Annotated in this window: 12 protein-coding genes; 3 read left to right on the forward strand and 9 right to left on the reverse strand. The window is 63.5% G+C overall.

Translation table 11 applies throughout. The features are described 5' to 3' along the window. Window positions 1-48: 48 nt before the first annotated feature. From L6D80_RS01545 to L6D80_RS01555, 3 genes are all read right to left on the reverse strand, one after another. Window positions 49-777 (reverse strand): aspartate/glutamate racemase family protein, encoded by a 729-nt coding sequence (locus L6D80_RS01545; RefSeq protein ID WP_054900014.1) that lies wholly within the window; start codon window positions 775-777, stop codon window positions 49-51. 16 nt (window positions 778-793) lie between these two features. Then, the gene (locus tag L6D80_RS01550) at window positions 794-2326 is read right to left on the reverse strand and encodes an NCS1 family nucleobase:cation symporter-1 (protein WP_176514397.1); all 1533 of its coding nucleotides are present in this window, start codon (window positions 2324-2326) and stop codon (window positions 794-796) included. A 457-nt stretch (window positions 2327-2783) separates the two neighbouring features. Next, window positions 2784-3221, reverse strand: a complete 438-nt coding sequence (locus L6D80_RS01555) for an Lrp/AsnC family transcriptional regulator (RefSeq protein WP_054900012.1) — start codon at window positions 3219-3221, stop codon at window positions 2784-2786. Window positions 3222-3354: 133 nt separating this feature from the next. Here L6D80_RS01555 and L6D80_RS01560 point away from each other — a divergent pair, with 133 nt between their 5' ends. Then, window positions 3355-4254 carry a DMT family transporter gene (locus tag L6D80_RS01560; RefSeq protein WP_176514395.1) on the forward strand — a complete coding sequence of 300 codons (900 nt, stop codon included), beginning with the start codon at window positions 3355-3357 and terminating at the stop codon, window positions 4252-4254. A 117-nt stretch (window positions 4255-4371) separates the two neighbouring features. After that, window positions 4372-5298 (forward strand): class I SAM-dependent methyltransferase, encoded by a 927-nt coding sequence (locus L6D80_RS01565; protein ID WP_176514393.1) that lies wholly within the window; start codon window positions 4372-4374, stop codon window positions 5296-5298. Between the two features lie 11 nt (window positions 5299-5309). On the opposite strand, the gene L6D80_RS01570 is transcribed toward L6D80_RS01565, so the two are convergent. Together L6D80_RS01570 and L6D80_RS01575 are read right to left on the reverse strand one after the other, a co-directional pair. Further along, the gene (locus tag L6D80_RS01570; RefSeq protein WP_054900009.1) at window positions 5310-7334 is read right to left on the reverse strand and encodes a mechanosensitive ion channel family protein; all 2025 of its coding nucleotides are present in this window, start codon (window positions 7332-7334) and stop codon (window positions 5310-5312) included. A gap of 142 nt (window positions 7335-7476) precedes the next feature. Then, window positions 7477-8475, reverse strand: coding sequence for a sulfate ABC transporter substrate-binding protein (locus L6D80_RS01575; RefSeq protein ID WP_054900008.1), 999 nt, complete (start codon window positions 8473-8475; stop codon window positions 7477-7479). A gap of 185 nt (window positions 8476-8660) precedes the next feature. Here L6D80_RS01575 and L6D80_RS01580 point away from each other — a divergent pair, with 185 nt between their 5' ends. Beyond that, window positions 8661-13154 carry an NEL-type E3 ubiquitin ligase domain-containing protein gene (locus tag L6D80_RS01580; RefSeq protein WP_176514391.1) on the forward strand — a complete coding sequence of 1498 codons (4494 nt, stop codon included), beginning with the start codon at window positions 8661-8663 and terminating at the stop codon, window positions 13152-13154. On the opposite strand, the gene L6D80_RS01585 is transcribed toward L6D80_RS01580, so the two are convergent. The 4 genes from L6D80_RS01585 to L6D80_RS01600 form a co-directional block, all read right to left on the reverse strand. After that, the gene (locus L6D80_RS01585) at window positions 13138-13962 is read right to left on the reverse strand and encodes an ion transporter (protein WP_176514389.1); all 825 of its coding nucleotides are present in this window, start codon (window positions 13960-13962) and stop codon (window positions 13138-13140) included. The genes L6D80_RS01580 and L6D80_RS01585 overlap by 17 nt on opposite strands. A 148-nt stretch (window positions 13963-14110) precedes the next feature. Then, complete coding sequence (locus L6D80_RS01590) at window positions 14111-14986, reverse strand: urea transporter (protein WP_176514387.1); 876 nt, start codon at window positions 14984-14986, stop codon at window positions 14111-14113. A 178-nt stretch (window positions 14987-15164) separates the two neighbouring features. Continuing rightward, the gene (gene pyk / locus L6D80_RS01595; RefSeq protein WP_176514386.1) at window positions 15165-16580 is read right to left on the reverse strand and encodes a pyruvate kinase; all 1416 of its coding nucleotides are present in this window, start codon (window positions 16578-16580) and stop codon (window positions 15165-15167) included. Continuing rightward, complete coding sequence (locus L6D80_RS01600) at window positions 16577-17851, reverse strand: glycerate kinase type-2 family protein (RefSeq protein ID WP_176514384.1); 1275 nt, start codon at window positions 17849-17851, stop codon at window positions 16577-16579. Before L6D80_RS01600 ends, pyk begins: the two co-directional genes overlap by 4 nt. Between the last annotated feature and the right edge of the window lie 151 nt (window positions 17852-18002).

Raw genomic sequence — 18002 nt, forward strand, 5'->3', positions numbered from 1 at the left:
GGCACCTGTGGGGTTCGGCTTACCGGCGACAGTGCCGGTAAAGGCGCCTTATCGCCCGAACCGCATTGGCCAGCCCACCACCTTTTTCGCCCTTGGCGTGGCATAAGTGCGTACCTTGGACGTGCTCAACCCCAGTCGCACCAGGGACTCGGCAATGGTCACCGCCGCGCTTACGCCATCCACTACCGGCACCCCAGTGCGCTGGCGAATCTGCTCATCCAGCCCAGCCATGCCGCCGCAGCCCAGGCAGATGACTTCGGCCTTGTCATCGCGCACCGCGCGCTCTGCCTGTTCGGCAATGGTCTGCACGGCACGTTGCGGGTCCTCCTCAAGCTCCAGCACGGCCAGCCCGCTGGCGCGTACCGAAGCACAGCGGTCATACAACCCGGACAGTTTCAGCCGGTCCTCGATCAGTGGCACGGTACGGTCCAGGGTGGTAACCACCGAGTACGCATGGCCCAGGTACATCGCGGTGCTGGCGGCGGCGTCGGTGATGTCCACCACCGGCACGTTCAGCAGCTCTTGCAAGCCTTCGCGGCCATGCTCGCCGTAGCCGGCCTGGATCACGGCATCGTAAGGGCCGTCGTAGGCCAGCACCCGGTCCATGACGGCGATGGCGGCCAGGTAGCTCTCGAAGTTGCCCTCCACCGACTCGGCTCCGAACCAGGGGGTGAGGCCGACGATTTCGGTCCCGGGCGAGGCCACGCTGCGGGCCTGTTCGGCGATGGCCTCAGTGATGGCTTCGGTGGTATTGACGTTGGCGATCAGAATACGCATGGGCAGGCTTCCTGGGTCAATGGCTGCTGTGGTCGACGGCGATACACTCGCCGCTGACGTCGTGATATTGGCGATTGCGCGGGGCGATCAGCAGGTACAGCACGGCGGCGATGCCGGCCCCGATCAGCCAGGAAAACGGCGCGATGGCATGGAAGTTGGGGACCAGGGCGAGAACGATGGCCAGCAGCGCCGCCGGCACGAACGCGGCCACGGCACGCAGGTTGATGCCTTTGCTGTAGTGGTAGGCACCGGCCGGGTTTTCGCTGTAGAGCTCAGGCACGTTGATGCAGCCTTTTCTCAGCAGCCAGTAGTCGGCCATGATCACCCCGTACAGCGGGCCGAGCAGGGCGCCCAGGCCGGACAGAAAGTAGACGATCACCAGCGGGCTGTTGTAGAGGTTCCACGGCAGGATCAACACGGCCAGGGTGGCACTGATCAACCCTGCGCGGCGGAAGTTCAGATGACGGGGCGCCAGGTTGCTGAGCACGAAGGCCGGTGCGACGAAATTGGCCATGATGTTCACGGCCACGGTAACGATCAGGAAGGCCAGGCAGCCGAGGACCAGGAACGGTGTGCTGGGGATGCTGGCAACGATCTGGGTAGGGCTGTCGATGATCTGGCCGTTGAGCTTGAACTGCGCGCCGCACAGCACCACAGTGATCATGGCGAACACCAGAATGTTCACCGGCAGGCCCCAGAAGTTACCGACGCGGATGGTCTTGCGGCACGGCGAGGAGCGGGCGAAGTCGCAGAAGTTGAGCACCAGGGTGCCGTAGATCGCCAACCACAGGGCACCGCCCGCAAAGATGTTGCGCCACATCTCGTAGCCGGTGAGCGGCTCGGCCACCGACCAGGCGATACGTGCGTCTGCCTTGACGTACATGAAGATCGCCAGGCTGGCCACGGTGAGCAGGATCACCGGGCCGGCAAAGGCCTCGTAGCGGCGAACCATCTCCATGCCATAGGCGAGGATCACCAACTGTACCAGCCAGATGGCCACGAAGCACACCCAGCCCAGGCTCGACAGGCCTAGCAGGCTGTTGTGGTCATAGGCCGCTACCTGCGGCCAGACGGCGCTGAGCAGCACCCGTAGCACCACCGAAGCCAGGTAGGTCTGGATACCGAACCAGGCGATGGCGATAACCGCACGGATCAGCGCCGGGATCTGCGCGCCATGGATGCCGAAGGCGATGCGGCTGATGACTGGGAACGGCACGCCCGTCTTCTGCCCCATGTAGCCGGACAGGTTCATGAAGAAGTACACCAGCGCCGCGCCAATCGCCAAAGACAACAAGATCTGCCAGCCACCCAGGCCCAGGGCGAACAAGCCCATGGCAAAGGAATAGTTGGCGATGTTGTGCACGTCGTTGGTCCACAGCGCGAAGATGCTGTAGCGCCCCCAGCGCCGGCCTTCCAGACGGGTTGGGGCGAGGTCGCGGTTATGCAGGCGCGGGCTCAGTTCAAGGGGGGGTAGGTAACCGGCCAGGGTGGCGGCGGGGTGAGTGCTGGCGGCGGAGAGTTCAGGGGCAAGGTCGAGGCTGGTTCGCATTCCGGCAGGCTCCTGATGCACGTGGACTGCGATGAGCGGGCATGCGCACGGGCTCGCCATCTCGTCGGTGCAGCGTTGGCATCACTGGGTTCTGGGCGCGGCGGCCGGCGTGAGCCGGGGTCGCGGGCTTTGTGTATTTATGTTTTGTCAAACTTGTATACAAAACACGAACACACAAAAGCGAGTTCCATGCCAGACAGAGAGCAACTTTCAGGTAGCCATTATTTTGAAATTAATCGTTTGAAATATAACTTTATGAAATAAATCACTTATAAGTTGACCATCTGAACAGGATTAATTTTTTAACGTCCTGACTAGTTGATCGAATGGTCAGAATTAGTTGAGCGGAAGGTGTAACGTATTGGGGCGACGTCGGGAGAATTGCACACAAAAATGGCACTTAAGGTGACATTATTATGTACAAAAAATAGCCACCTAGGGCTCGCCGCCAAGGAGATCAATTCATCGGCGGCAATCGCCGTTTAACCGGGCTCTTCTTGATGATTGCCGTATTGGTCTCGGCCAGCACATTGATGCGGTCGAGCAAGGTATCCAGTTGTTCCATCGAGCGCACGTGCAGCCGGGCGATGAAGCAATCCTCGCCCGTGACCTTGTCGCACTCGGTGAACTCAGGGATGGCGACGATCTGCCGTTCCACCGCTTGCAACTGCCCCGGCAGTGGACGGATGCGCACGATAGCCTGCAGCTGGTAACCGAAACTGCGCGGGTCGACATCGACGGTATAACCGCACAACACGCCACGTTCCTCCAGGCGGCGCAGACGCTCGCTGACGCTGGGTGCGGAAAGGCCGCTGATCTGGGCCAGCGCTTTGAGCGAGCGGCGTGAGTCTTCCATCAGGGCGTTGATCAGCAACTGGTCGATCGCATCGGTCATGGGGGCCTCGTCAGTTGTTTCTTGAGATTGACCTTGATAGTAAAGGCCACACCCGCTTTTTGCCTTGGTTATCCGCTGGAAGGCCCCGTCTGACCCGATTCATAATCAGGCCGTCATCCTTGGGAGGTGTGAGATGGACAGTTCGGTGCGCCGTGGCTCGTTGGAAATGATCGCTGCCATGCTGATTTCCGGGACCATCGGCTGGTTCGTGCTGGTGTCCGGCCAGCCTGTGCTGGACGTGGTGTTCTGGCGTTGCGTGTTCGGCACCGGCACCTTGCTGCTGGTCTGTGCCGCCTTCGGCTTTCTAAGGCCGGGGGTGATCAGTCGTACGGCTGTGCTGCTGGCCATCGCCAGCGGCGTCGCCATCGTGGGTAACTGGCTGCTGCTGTTTGCCTCCTACTCGCGTGCTTCGATCGCTATCGGCACCGCGGTGTACAACGTCCAGCCGTTCATGCTGGTCGGGCTGGCCGCAGTGTTCCTGGGCGAGAAGATCACCGCCGCCAAGGTTACCTGGTTGAGTGTGGCGTTTATGGGCATGTTGGCGATCGTCAGCGCCCATGGCGCAGGACAGACGGGCGGTAGCGAATACCTGCTGGGCATTGCCCTGGCCCTGGGTGCAGCGTTTCTGTATGCCATCGCCGCGCTGATCATCAAGCGCCTTGCAGGCATCCCACCGCACCTGATCGCGCTGATCCAAGTGGCTACCGGGGTGTTGCTGCTGGCACCGTGGGTCAAACTGGGGGGGCTGCCGGGCGAAAGTTCGGCGCTGGCCAGCCTGGTGACACTGGGCATGGTACACACGGGCCTGATGTACGTGCTGCTGTACAGCGCCATTCAGCGCCTGCCCACGGCGCTCACGGGGGCGCTGTCCTTCGTCTATCCGATTGCTGCAATCCTGGTCGACTGGGTGGCCTTCGGGCACCGCCTGGCGCCGTTGCAGTGGTTGGGTGTGGCGCTGATCCTGCTGGCGGCAGCGGGGATGCAGCAGGGGTGGTGGTTTCGTTCGCACGCGGTGGTGACCAAAGGCCAGTGAGGCTGCAGTCGCGTCTTACTGCCGGTGAGCCGGCTGCCATAGGTGCCGCGCGGCTGCTGGAGGCGCGCAGTGGCCTTGCGGGGTAGAATGCTCCCTTTTACTTGCATGCGACCCGCCATGACTTCGCCGATCCAGACCCTCGAACAGCATCTGCTTGCCGCCCTCGACCCCGCCCCGCAGGAAACCCGCCGCCTGTTCCATGGCCGCGGCCGCTGCTGGCCGGGGCTGGAGCAGGTCACGGTCGACTGGCTGCAGGGGGTGTTGTCCGTGGCGCTGTTCCGCGCGCCGGCGCAAGGCCAGCTGGCTGAACTCGAAGCCATGCTGCGCAACCTTGCCGAGCGCCCGCAATGGTCCGGCCAAGCGATTCTCATCCAGCACCGCTACCTGCCGGACAGCCCGGGCCAATGGCTGTGGGGCGAGCCAAGCCAGCAGCGCGAGGTGGTCGAGGACGGCCTGACTTACCTGCTTGACCTGGGTGTGCGGCAGAACAACGGCCTGTTCCTGGACATGCGCCATGGTCGGCGGTGGGTGCGTGAACACGCGGCAGGCAAGCGGGTGCTCAACCTGTTCGCCTATACCTGTGGCTTTTCGGTGGCGGCAATTGCCGGTGGGGCCGAGCAAGTGGTGAACCTGGACATGGCCAAGTCGGCGTTGTCCCGTGGGCGAGACAACCATCGGCTCAATAGCCACGATGCGTCACGGGTGGCTTACCTGGGGCATGAGCTGTTCAAGTCCTGGGGCAAGGTACGCAAGTACGGGCCCTATGACCTGATCATCATCGACCCGCCCACGTTCCAGAAGGGCAGTTTCGTGCTGACGCAGGATTACGCAAAAATTCTGCGCCGTTTGCCGGAGTTGCTGAATGCAGGTGGGACGGTGCTGGCCTGTGTGAACGACCCAGGCATCGGGCCGGAGTTTCTGATTGAGGGGATGGCTGAGCAGGCGCCCTCGCTGGCCTTCATCGAGCGGTTGGACAACCCGCCGGAGTTTCCTGATGCGGACCCGGCGGGGGGCTTGAAAGCCTTGGTGTTCAGGCAGGCCTAAGCCTGCCTGCCTCATGCTGAAACGCCACGCACAGGCAGCGGGTACACCTGGGCGAAACTCACATTCTCCGTCTGGTCCACGCGCTTCTTGAGCCGTTCGTTGAACGCCCGGCTCACGGCATACTGCCCGCCGGAAATGGTGCGGAACTGCGCGGTCAGCACAAACCCGTTCAAATCCATGCGGTCGACCCCGAACACCTGCAGCGGCCCTTGCAGGTTGATGCGCAGCAGGGGGTCGTCGCTGATCGACTGCCCCACCTGATGGATCAGCGCCAGCGCCTCGTCCACATCGCTGTCGTAGGTGAACTGCACTGAGAAGAACGCATAGGCAAACTGCCGCGACTGGTTGGTGACTGCCTTGATCTGGCCGAACGGCACCGAATGCACGAAGCCCTTGCCATCGCGCAGGCGCAGGGTGCGGATGGTCAGGCTTTCGACGGTACCCGCGTGACCGGAGTCGAGCACCACCCAGTCGCCGATCGAGATGGTGTCTTCGATCAGGATGAACAGGCCGGTTATCACGTCCTGTACCAATTGCTGCGACCCAAAGCCGATAGCCAGGCCAATCACCCCGGCACCGGCCAGCAGCGGTGCGACGTTGATGCCCAGGTTAGCCATGGTGGTGATGGTGCAGATGACGATCAGGATGACTTTGATGGCATTACGCAGCATCGGCAGGATGGTGCGCACGCGGGTGCTTGGTTGGCGCGTTGCGCGGCGGCCGACAGCGGGTTTGAGCGCTTCCTGAATGGCGGTATCGAGCACCACCCAGAGCAGCCAGGTGACCAGCAGGATCAGGCCGATGCTCGACAGTGAATTGCTGATGGCCTGGCCCAGGCTGTTGCTCAGGGCGAAATTGATCACCGAGAAGCCCCATATACGCCCCAGCAGTTCGATGAACGCCACCGCCATGCTGATGCGCAGCAGCGCGTGGGCAAGGCTGCGCAGCAGTTCCTTGTAAGGCCGTACGCGTTGCGCCGGATCTGCAGCGGGGGGCGCCAGCAGGTGCTGCAGCAGCGTGCTGAGAAATACCGTGCAGACCAGCAGCACGGTTGTGAGTAGGGCTTTTTGCAGGGCCTTCTGGCTTTCTTCGCCGGCACCGACCAGGTGGATTGCCGACACCAGGATCATCAGCAGGATCGGCAAGTACCAGACGGTCGAGAAGATCCGCAGGGTTTCCTGCACCGCCCGGTGTTGCAGGCGGTCCTTGAGGGCACGGTTGCGGATCAGGTGAGCGACCGGGCGGCGCAGGCGCACGACCAGGCTGGCGAAGATGAAGGTGGCGGCCAATCCGGTGAACACAGCAATGCTGGCGGTGATGTTGCCGCCCAACTGGCGAGCGATCTGCGGGCTGGTCAAGGCGTCGCTCCAGGCCGCGAGAAAGCCGATCAGGAACAGGGGGCGCGGCGCCATGCGCTTGATCACTGCCACGGCCTGGCGCTTGTGGCCGGCATCGAACAGCGTGACCAGGCACAGAATGATCGAGGTCGAGAACAGGCCGCTGCTGCTGGCGTAGGCCAGGCTCAGCCCCAAGGCGCGGGCCACCGAAGGTTCGAGGAAACGGCTGACGTAAAGGGTCAGAGGCAGGCTGGCCAAGGCCGGTAGGGTGTAGGGCAGCAGATAGCCGAGCAGGCTGCTGGCGCGCTTGCGCTGGCGCAGCCACGGGGTGGCCGTGGTGCGTCTGCTGAGCCAGCGGCCCAGGGTGGTGAGGACGGCAAAGCTGGCAGCCCAGGTAAGGGTGAGCAGCAGGAAGTTGCCAACCAGTTGCAGCGAATCGCTGGCGGAGTGGCGATCAACCAGGTGTTCCACCTCCTTGGCTGCGCGGTCGGTGCGCAAGCGCCAGGCGTCGACCAGGTGGGCGTCGAGGTCCAGCTCCCGGGCGGCGCTGTCCAGGCCATCTGCCAAGGCCCCGAGCAAGCCGCCCTGAAGCACCGGTTCCGGTTCGGCGGGTTGTTCTTCGGCGGGCGCAGGATCTGCAGCAAGCAGGTGGGTGCTCAGCAGGCAGCCGAGCAGCAGGGTGGTGAGGTAACGCAGCACTGGAGTACTCCTTGGGCCGGGGTGAGCGGGGCAGGGTTACTCAAGAAACTGATTGTTCAGCGGTGGGGAAGTTCGAAGAAGTGTGTTGCCGCAGGGACCTATCGCCGGCAAGCCGGCTTGCCGGCGATAGGGTCTACATCAATTACTGGTTGGTATAGATCTGGTCAAAAACGCCACCGTCATTGAAGTGAGTCTTCTGCACGGTACGCCAGTCACCAAAGGTCTTCTCCACCGACAGGAAGTCGACTTTCGGGAAGCGGTCGGTGTACTTGGCCAGCACGGTTGCATCACGCGGGCGCAGGTAGTTCTGCGCGGCGATTTCCTGAGCCGCCGGCGACCACAGGTACTTCAGGTATTCCTCGGCCACGGCCTGGGTACCTTTCTTGGCCACTACCTTGTCGACCACGCTCACCGGCGGCTCGGCTTCAGCCGACACGCTCGGGTAAACCACTTCGAACTGATCGCGGCCAAACTCGCGGGCGATCATCTCGGCTTCGTTCTCGAAGGTCACCAACACGTCGCCAATCTGGTTGGTCATGAAGGTCGTGGTCGCGGCGCGACCCCCGGTATCGAGCACGGGCGCCTGCTTGAACAGCTTGCCGACGAACTCGCGGGCCTTGGTTTCATCGCCACCCTGCTTGAGGACGTAGCCCCAGGCCGACAGGTAGGTGTAGCGGCCATTACCCGAAGTCTTCGGGTTGGGTACGATCACCTGTACGCCGTCCTTGAGCAGGTCGGGCCAGTCCTTCAACGCTTTCGGGTTGCCCTTGCGCACGATGAACACGGTGGCCGAGGTGAAGGGCGCACTGTTGTTCGGCAGGCGGGTCACCCAGTTGTCCGGCACCAGCTTGCCGTTGTCGACAAGGGCGTTGATGTCGGTGGCCATGTTCATGGTGATGACATCGGCCGGCAGGCCATCGATCACGGCGCGCGCCTGTTTGCTCGAGCCGCCGAAGGACATCTGCACATTGACCTTCTCATTGTGCTCGGCCTCCCAGTGTTTCTGGAACGCCGGGTTGTAGTCCTTGTAGAAGTCGCGCATCACGTCGTAGGACACGTTGAGCAGGGTCGGGGCGGCCTGGGCGAGGTTGCCCAGGGCCAGGCCTGCGGCCAGCAGCGAGGCGGTGAAGAGCTTTTTCACGAAGCATTCCTTGTTAGCGTACAGAGAGTTGGCATTGTGCCAGCGACTATAGCCTTTCGCTTTGGGGCGATTAAAGACCGAATGGCTCTTTACTTATGCGCTTTGCCAGGCGGGTGTTAGGTATCTAGCCACCGGCGGCCCGGTGCCATGCCTAAGCTCGCGCCTCCCCAAAGGAGGTGCGAGCCATGACTCATCAACCCGATCAGCCGCCACATACCGATTGCCTTGCCCTGGAGCAGGCCTTTCAGGACCGATTCATTGCCGCGCGTCTGCCGCAATGGTTGCAGGCGGCCTGTGCCAAGCCTATGCCAGGGCTGACCGAGGCGCTGCGCCAGAGCCTGACGTTACGCCAGCAACTGAGCGACGTGCTTGGCCGCCTCGAAGGCATCGACAGTTTTTCGACCAGGCGCCTGGAGCAGGCATTGGCGGCACACTGCAAGCAAACCTTCGATGTGCATCGCTGGTCTTTCGTCGCCGGCCACCGCCAACCGGTGATCAATACGCAGCCTGTGGGCATACACCTGACTGAGGTGGTGTATGGCGACAGGCCGCTGCTTGAGGCGGCGCTGCGCAACTTTACCGTCGATGAGGCGGCGGCGGATGGCCAGCCGCGTGGCAATCGTCTGACCAGTGCGCGGCAGGGCACTGTCAAACCGCCTTCTGCGCTGGCGTTTGCCAACCTGTGTCGCCGCCTCGACCTGGGCGGTCAATATCAACGTCACCTCGACAGCGTGCTGCTGGCGCCGACAGCACAAGGCCACAGCGTGGCAGCGCTGTTGGGCGACGCCCAGCGCCAGCAGATGCTGGTGGACGCCTACAAGGCCAGGCACAGCGGGGTGCTCGACAACGACGAACTGCACCTGATTATCGGTGTGTGCCGTGATGGCGTGTCGCCGCGCCTGCAAGGCAGACCGGTGGTGGCCAAACAACTGAGCCTGCTGGGCTGCAAACTCGAGCAGATCGTGTTGCTGGACGTCATCGAAGCGGGTTGGTTGCGCAATACCACTCGACGCTTGCTGGCGTACGTACCGGGTGATCCCCATGGGCCTTGGTGTGTGGCCAGCAGCCTGCGGCGGTTGGCCAATGACCTGGGGCGGCGCCTGCGTACCCGTGACTATCAGCGGTTCTTCAGCCGCTTCGTGCGGCGCCGGGACAGCCAGGCATTCTTCTCGGTGATCATCCCGGCGTACGCCGATCTGGCGGACTGGGCCAACTACGACCTTGAAGAGCACATGCAGGCCTTGCCCCCGGCATTGTTCGAAACCCTGGGCACGGCGCGCATCGCGCAGATCAAGGATGACGCGGCGATGATCGCTGTCCCTGTAGCGGACCTTGACCGGGCCGTGCAAGAGGCGCATGACCAGCGCCTGGCCGCAGAGGGCTGGGCGCTGCTCAACCTGGCTGGCCTGTTCATTCCGATGGTCGGCGCAGGTTTGCTGGCGTTCACTGCCTGGGGGTTGCTCAAGGAGGTATTCCATGGCGTCGAGGCCTGGCATGAAGGCGATACCCGGGCCGCGCTCGATCACTTGACCCATGTCGCTACCGACCTTGCCGTGATGGGCGCCACCGCTGTCGGTGTGGGGGTGGCACTGCGCACCTGGCAGCGGTCGGTGAAGGTTGACAGCCTGCTGCCTGGGCTTGTGGAAGATGGCAGCACACGGCTGTGTGATCCGGTACTGGCCGATTACCGTGCCTCGCCCTTCACGCAGGCGCGTATGGATGAAGAGGGGGTGCATCACCTGGAGGGCCGCGCCTGGGTCGAAATGGACGGCCATTGCTACCCCGTGGTTCAAGGCGCCGCTGAGGGCCAGTGGCGCCTACGGCCGCGTGGTGGGTATGGCCCTCGGCTGAGCCACAATGGGGCCGGGGCCTGGCGGCTGTGGTTCGAGCAACCGGCGCAGTGGGACGACACCTACCAGCTGTTTCGCCGACTTGGCGGGCGCCTGCATGAGTTGGATGACGAGCAGATTGACCAGGTGCTGGTGGCTCACAACCTGCAAGCCGACCATCTGCGCGCCCTGCATGTGGAGGGCCAGGCCCCGGACGCCGCGCTTGTCGACAGCGTCGAGCGGTTTTTGCTGGATCGACGCATCGGCGTGCTGATCGAGCGTTTGCGCGCCGGGCAGCCGCTCGACGATGGCGCACTCCTGCAACACGTGCGCGCATTGCCGGGGGGGCAGGAGCTCGATGATCAGGCCTTGGCCGAGTTGGCTGCCGGCCAGCGCCGCCTGTTGTTTGAGCAGGCCTATGACGCAACGCAGCCTGCACCGAGCGCAGAAACCGGGGTGTTGCGTCGAGCGTTCCCAAGCTTGCAGGAGCCGGTGGCGCGCGCACTGCTGCATAATGCCCCTGCGGCTGACCGCGCACGGTTGACCGAGCGTGGGCGCGTGGCCCTGAGGCTGGCCGAAGCCGCGCGTCTGCAGGCCGCGCGGGTTCGTCAGGCCAGGGTGTTCGAGGCCTTTTACCTGGAAGTGGCACAGCACGTGGACTTGGCACGGGTGGCGCTGTCCATGCTCAAGCACCTGCCTGCCGGCGCGAGTGTGCGCTGGGCGCTGTTTGACGGCGACGCCGAGGCGCCGTTGCTGGTCACCGACCCAGGCGGCTTGTACCACTACGGGCTATGGCACGAAGGCGGAGCGTTTCGCCGGGTGGATGCAACAGGCCGAGCGTTGGGGCAGCCCGGTGAGCTGTTCGCGGTCATGGCCGACGCCTACGACAGCCCCCAACGGGATGCACTGGGGATTGGCGAGCCATTCGCTCACAACTTGCGCGTGCTGCTCAGCCGCCAGGCCGTCGCGCATCGCGCCGAGGTGGCTCAGCTGTTGGGTACACGCCGGTTGAGCGGCTGGTTCCGGCCGCCACAGCGCGAGCTCGATGGCCGTCTGGGCTACCGGCTCAGCGGGCGGCGGGAAGGTCGGCCACAGGCGCTGTTTGCCTCGGTGCGTGACGTCTATCCGAGCTTTTCGGACGCGCAGGTGTTGGCCTGGGTTGAAGACCTGCGCACTACGGGTGTCGATGTTCATACGGAAATTGCCCGGTTGAACAACGAGCTTGGGGCGTTACGCCAACGGTTGGATCAATGGGTACTGGAGGCAGCGCCAGGTGGCCTGCAAGAGGAGCGGCGCTACTTCCGGCGTTGCCTGATCGACTGCTGGCAACGGCGGGTCACCGTGGGTGTGAACAATATCCTGGCGCCTCAGAGTTTCCGCTTCGCCATCTTTGCCGCAGTGCCGGGCAACCTGCCTGAACTGCCTGCCCAGGTAAGGTTTGCCCATGTCTTCGAACTGGCGCTGCTGGGGATGCAGCTGGACGACATTCCTGTGGCATTCCTGGCGACGTTCCCCAACCTGCGCATCCTTGAACTGAGTGGCAACCGGCTGAGCCGGGTGCCGGCAGCGATCGCGCAGATGCCGGACCTCAATGAGCTGGACCTGTTCAACAACCGCATCGTGCTCGATCCGGAACAGGCGGGCATACTGGCCGGTTGCCGGTCTCTGCAATACCTCAACCTGTCGTTCAACCCGCTGGGCCGTGGGTTTTCCCTGCGCGCACTGAATCGGCTGCGCCGGCTGCACATGCGCGGTACAGGCCAGACCGAACTGCCGCCTGGGGTGCTGAGCTGTCCCGACCTGCTACAGGCCGATTTGCGCGATAACCTTATCGCCACTTTGCCCGCCAGTTACCATCGGGCACCTGTGTGGGCCAGGCGCTCGCTCATACTGTGGGGCAACCCGTTGAATGCACGCGACCTGGAGGGCCTACCCGTGCAGTGGCCATCGCTGGGCCAGGGCCAGAGTGCGCTCCCGGGCACAACCTTCGTGCGCCAGCGTTGGCTGGACAGCGCCAATGTGCTGGCACGTGACGAATTGTCTGCTTGCTGGGAGTCGCTGGAGACGGAGCCAGGGAGCGATGACTTTTTCCAGCTGTTGGGCCGCTTGCTGGACACGGCAGAGTTCACCCAAAACGGCGAAGCCCTGGCCGAGCGCGTGTTTACCCTGCTGCAGGCCATGAGAGACCATGCCAGTCTGCGCGAGGCATTGTTCAATCAGGTCGATCGGCAACTGACTTGCCAAGACAGCGTGGCGTTGTGCTTCAGCAACCTGGAGTTGAGCATGCTGGTTTGGCGTGCCCGTGCCGATGCGGGGGTGGGCGATCAGCAAGGCGCCTTGCTGCACCTGGGGCGACAGCTCTGGCGGCTGGACGCGCTTGACCGAATTGCGCTCGAGGATATTCAAAGGCGGCGTGCAGCAGGGCGCAACCCGGACGAAATCGAAGTGGGGCTGGCCTACCGGGTGGCGCTGCGCACTGCGCTGGACCTGCCGGCCCAACCCGGCGACATGCTGTATGCCGACGTGTCGGGCGTGGGGCCCTCACGCATCGAGGCGGCGCGCGCCCGGGTGCAAAGCAGCGAGACCGACGAACAGGTAGCCGCTTCGCTGGTCCAGCGCGAGTTCTGGCGCGAACACCTGGAACGCAGCCAGGCGGCACGCCTGGAAGCTGCTGATGCGCCGTTCCATGAACGCTTGCAGGCCTTGTTGGAAGGCGCCGAGGGCGTGCCCGAGGCCGAGTACCTGGCCAGGGTCGCGGCGGTCAACAATGAGCGCCAGGCAGCGCGCAACGAGCTGCTGCTGGCATTGACCCGCGAGGCGCTGGCAGCGCGTGTCACTGCTCCTTCCTGAACAGTGCATTGCCGCAGCGCGAGCAGAATGACGCGCTGGGCTCATGGGTATTCTTGTGGCACGTCGGGCAGTCGTGCCGCAATTTTTCCCCGCGCATGGCATTGGCCAGCTCTGCGGTGAAGATCCCAGTAGGCACGGCAATGATCGAGTAACCGGTAATCATCACCAGCGACGACAACACCTGCCCCAGGGGCGTTTTCGGCACGATGTCACCAAAGCCCACGGTGGTCAGGGTGACGATGGCCCAGTAGATGCCTTTGGGGATGCTGGTAAAGCCATGCTCCGGCCCTTCGACCACATACATCAGGGTGCCGAACACGGTGACCAGGGTGGATACGCTGGCCAGGAACACGATGATCTTCTGCTTGCTGCCGCGCAGCGCCTCCAGCAGGTAATGGGCCTGTTTGAGATAAGGACTGAGTTTGAGTACGCGGAAGATCCGCAGCATGCGGATGACGCGGATGATCAGCAGGTACTGGGCATCGCTGTAGTACAGGGCGATGATCCCCGGCACGATCGCCAGCAAGTCGACCAGGCCATAGAAACTGAAGGCATAGCGCAAGGGCTTGGGCGAGCAATACAGGCGGGTGATGTATTCGGCCAGGAAGATCGCGGTAAAGCCCCACTCTATGCCAGCCAGCAGGCCGGCGTAGCCTTGGTGCACTTCATCGATGCTGTCGAGGATGACGGTGACCAGGCTGGCCAGGATGATCAGCAGCAGGATTTTGTCGAAGCGTCTTCCTGCCACGGTATCGGACTGGAAGACGATGACGAAGAGCCGCTCGCGTATAGATTGCGGGGTTTGCATGGTTTGTGATCCGGGGGCGTAAGCAACAAGCCTAAAAGGTCAGAGACCGGGCCTGCAACAGGCTGAACTGGCAAAAATGCCAGTTTCAGGTCTGTGAGTGTGGGCCGCAGAACGGCGTCAGCCATGGGGGGTTGGCATTACCGTAGGCTCAGTTATGTAGACGCCCTATATCCCGACGCAGTAGAAGCTGCCAGAAGTGGTTGCCCCCATGCATCAGCCAGCAGGCCAGTACGAACGGCGCTGTCAGTCCGGCAATGGGCATCAAGTTGAACAGCGGTTGTATCAACAGCGCCAGGGCGATGGCCAGCAGCGTCACCCAAGGTTTTTCACCTTGCCTGCTGAAGGCCAGTGCCGCCAGTGCGGCATTGAAGCCATAGAGGCCCAGCCAGGCGGCTTGCGCTTGGTCGGCGAGCAGGGCCACGCCACCGCCGATGGCCGAGCCGATCACCGCCCACATTGCGGCATAAGGGTTGGCAATGACTATACCGAGGATGATCAGCGAACCGGCCAGGGGGTGGTCGAGCAGGAAGATCTGGCCTATGCCACGGGCGATGGCATACAGGGTGTCGGCTTCGACGAAGCTGGCGGTCGATGGAGTGGCAAACATCAATGTGCCCCAGCCCAGCAGCACGAATGGCGCCGTATAGGCGATCAGCAGCTTGCCGCCGCGCTTGCGCCACTGGTGGGTGATGATGCTGGACATCCCGCCAGCGGCAATGATCAGCGGCGGCATGATCGCCGACCACGGCAGTACCGCACTAATCAGGATGCCGATCAGCACGCCGTTGTAACAGTACAACCCGGCTTGGCGGTCAGCGCGGTCGTAGTGGCGGCGCTGGGCAGTGAGCAAGCCGGCAAGGGCGCCGAGCAAGGCGCCGCCGACCAGGCTGGGCGCGGTCACCAGGATGGCCAGCAGGCAGCACAGGCCGCACAGGGGGTTGCGCAGCAGCAGCACCTGGCTGAAGCCGTTGAGCAGCGCCGTGGCCCAGTCGGGGCACGGGTTGACGAAATTTTTGGTGTACATGGGGCAGTCAGTAAGGTTGATGGAAGAGCGGTGGGCCTCTTCGGGCCTCGGTTTTGCGCAGGTCTGTTGTTGTGGTGCAGGGGGAGGGCTTTGCCCTCCATTCGCGGGGCAAGCCCGCTCCTACAGGTAGACCGCTTACCTTGTGGGAGCGGGCTTGCCCCGCGAAAGGGCCTTTGAATCAGATCAAGGTCTCGATCCGCAGCGTATTAGTCGAGCCCGGCTTGCCGAACGGCACACCGGCCGTGATCAGCAACGTGTCACCACGGCTGGCCATACCCTGCGCCTGGGCAATCTCCAGCGCGGTGGAAACCACCTCATCGACCTGACGCAGGCGGTCGTTGACCACCGAATGCACGCCCCAGGCAACGCTGAGGCGGCGCGCGGTGTTCAGGTTCGGTGTCAGGTTGAGGATCGGTGCCCCTGGCCGCTCGCGGGCCGCGCGCAGGGTCGAGGCACCCGACTCGCTGTAGTTGACCAGCACCGCCACCGGCAGGATGCCGCTGATGCGGCGGATGGCGCAGCTGATGGCGTCCGACACAGTGGCTTCGGCCTTAGGCCGGCCAACGTCGAGCTGGGCCTGGTAGTCCGGGCCGTTTTCCACCTGGCGGATGATCTTGCTCATCATCTGCACCGCTTCGAGCGGGTAATCACCCGAAGCAGTCTCGGCCGACAACATGACCGCGTCGGCACCTTCGGCCACGGCGTTGGCCACGTCGGTGACTTCGGCACGGGTTGGCGCTGGCGAGAAACGCATGGACTCGAGCATCTGCGTGGCCACCACCACCGGTTTGCCCAGTTGGCGGCAGGTGCTGATGATGCGCTTCTGGATTTGCGGCACGCTTTCGGCCGGCACTTCCACGCCAAGGTCACCGCGGGCCACCATGATCGCGTCTGCCAGTTCGGCGATGGCTTGCAGTTGTTCGACTGCCGATGGCTTCTCGATCTTGGCCATCAGGTAGGCACGGTCGCCAATCAACTGGCGCGCTTCAATGATGTCCTCAGGGCGTTGGACAAACGACAGGGCCACCCAGTCCACGCCCAGTTCCAGGCCAAAGGCCAGGTCGCGGCGGTCCTTTTCGGTGAGCGGGGAGAGGTCGAGTACTGCTTGCGGTACGTTGACGCCCTTGCGATCGGACAACTCGCCACCGTTCAGCACTTCAGTGTCGATGGCGTCGTTGTGCTTGGCGGTGACGCGCAGCCGCAGCTTGCCGTCGTCCAGCAACAGGTCCATGCCGGGCTCAAGGGCTGCGATGATTTCAGGGTGTGGCAGGTTGACCCGGCGGCTGTCGCCCGGGGTCTTGTCCAGGTCCAGGCGCAGGGCCTGGCCGCGTTGCAGTTGCACCTTGCCTTGCGCGAAGCGGCCCACGCGCAGCTTCGGCCCCTGCAGGTCCATGAGGATGCCCAGCGGGTAGTTCAGTTGCTGCTCCACTTCGCGGATCCACTGGTAACGCAGGGCATGGTCGGCGTGTTCGCCGTGGCTGAAGTTGAGGCGGAAGATATTCACCCCGGCTTCGACCAGTTGGCGAATGTCGTCGATACCGTTGATCGCAGGGCCGAGGGTGGCAAGGATTTTGACTTTTTTATCAGGCGTCATGATTGGGCAGTCTCGAGGATCAGGATGGCGCGGAAGTCGTTGACGTTGGTGCGGGTCGGTTCGGTGACGATCAGCGCCTCCAGCGCGGCGAAATAGCCATAGCCGTTGTTGTTGTCCAACTCGTCGCTGGCCGACAGGCCCAGGGCCTCGGCGCGGGCGTAGCTGCCTGGGGTCATGAAGGCGCCGGCGTTTTCTTCCGAGCCATCGATGCCGTCGGTGTCGCCGGCCAGGGCGTATACGCCCGGGAGGCCTTTGAGGCTTTCGGTGAGGCTGAGCAGGAACTCGGCGTTGCGCCCGCCACGGCCGTTGCCGCGTACGGTCACGGTGGTTTCGCCGCCGGACAGGATCACGCAGGGGGCCTTCAATGGCTGGCCATGCTGGACGATCTGCCGGGTGATACCGGCGTGCACCTTGGCCACCTCGCGGGATTCACCTTCCAGGTCGCCGAGGATCAGCGGGCTGAAACCCGCCTGTCGCGCTTTGACCGCAGCCGCTTCGAGTGATTGCTGGGGTTTGGCGATCAGCTGGAAGTGGCTGCGGGCCAAGGCTGGGTCATCGGCCTTAACGGTTTCCGAAGCCGGGTTGTTCAGCCAGTCGATGACTGCTTTGGGCGCTTCGATGTTGTAGCGTTTCAGAATCGCCAGGGCGTCAGCCGACGTGCTTGGGTCGGCCACGGTGGGGCCAGAGGCGATCACGGTGGCCAGGTCGCCCGGTACATCAGAAATGGCATAGGTGTAGACCGTGGCCGGCCAGCAGGCCTTGGCCAGGCGGCCGCCCTTGATCGCCGAGAGGTGCTTGCGCACGCAGTTCATCTCGCCGATGGTGGCGCCGGATTTCAGCAGTGCCTTGTTGATCTGCTGCTTGTCGGCCAGGGTAAGGCCCTCGGCCGGCAGTGCCAGCAGCGCGGAACCACCGCCAGACAGCAGGAAGATGACGCGGTCGTCTTCGTTGAGGTTACTGACCAAGTCCAGTACGCGTTTGGCCACGGCCAGGCCGGCGGCGTCGGGGACCGGGTGGGCGGCTTCGACCACCTCGATCTTCTGGCAGTGGGCACCATGGCCATAACGTGTGACCACCAGCCCGCAGACTTCGCCCTGCCAGCTTTTCTCGACCACTTCGGCCATGGCGGCTGCGGCCTTGCCGGCGCCGATGACGATGACCCGGCCGCTACGGTCGGCGGGCAGGTAGGGTTCGAGGACTTGACGCGGATGGGCGGCGGCGATGGCTGTGTCGAACAGCTCGCGGAGAAGTTTTTGCGGATCGACCGACATGGCAGGCTCCCAATTATTGTTGTTCTGCAGAATCGAAAACGCCCCTGGAACTGCCTCCGTGCAGGCCGAACCAGGGGCGGGTGTTGCTCGGTGGTGAATTCATCGCTGGCAAGCCGGCGCCCGCAAGTAGTGCGCGGGGCGCAAGGTGTGC

It is taken from the genome of Pseudomonas ceruminis (assembly GCF_021602025.1).
Lineage (GTDB): Bacteria > Pseudomonadota > Gammaproteobacteria > Pseudomonadales > Pseudomonadaceae > Aquipseudomonas > Aquipseudomonas ceruminis.

Excerpts from the sequence above, each read along its gene's own strand:
- L6D80_RS01545 (WP_054900014.1), bottom strand. The coding sequence starts at position 777 with ATGCGTATTCTGATCGCCAACGTCAATACCACCGAAGCCATCACTGAG.
- L6D80_RS01550 (WP_176514397.1), bottom strand. The coding sequence starts at position 2,326 with ATGCGAACCAGCCTCGACCTTGCCCCTGAACTCTCCGCCGCCAGCACT.
- L6D80_RS01555 (WP_054900012.1), bottom strand. The coding sequence starts at position 3,221 with ATGACCGATGCGATCGACCAGTTGCTGATCAACGCCCTGATGGAAGAC.
- L6D80_RS01560 (WP_176514395.1), top strand. The coding sequence starts at position 3,355 with ATGGACAGTTCGGTGCGCCGTGGCTCGTTGGAAATGATCGCTGCCATG.
- L6D80_RS01565 (WP_176514393.1), top strand. The coding sequence starts at position 4,372 with ATGACTTCGCCGATCCAGACCCTCGAACAGCATCTGCTTGCCGCCCTC.
- L6D80_RS01580 (WP_176514391.1), top strand. The coding sequence starts at position 8,661 with ATGACTCATCAACCCGATCAGCCGCCACATACCGATTGCCTTGCCCTG.
- L6D80_RS01585 (WP_176514389.1), bottom strand. The coding sequence starts at position 13,962 with ATGCAAACCCCGCAATCTATACGCGAGCGGCTCTTCGTCATCGTCTTC.
- L6D80_RS01590 (WP_176514387.1), bottom strand. The coding sequence starts at position 14,986 with ATGTACACCAAAAATTTCGTCAACCCGTGCCCCGACTGGGCCACGGCG.
- pyk (WP_176514386.1), bottom strand. The coding sequence starts at position 16,580 with ATGACGCCTGATAAAAAAGTCAAAATCCTTGCCACCCTCGGCCCTGCG.
- L6D80_RS01600 (WP_176514384.1), bottom strand. The coding sequence starts at position 17,851 with ATGTCGGTCGATCCGCAAAAACTTCTCCGCGAGCTGTTCGACACAGCC.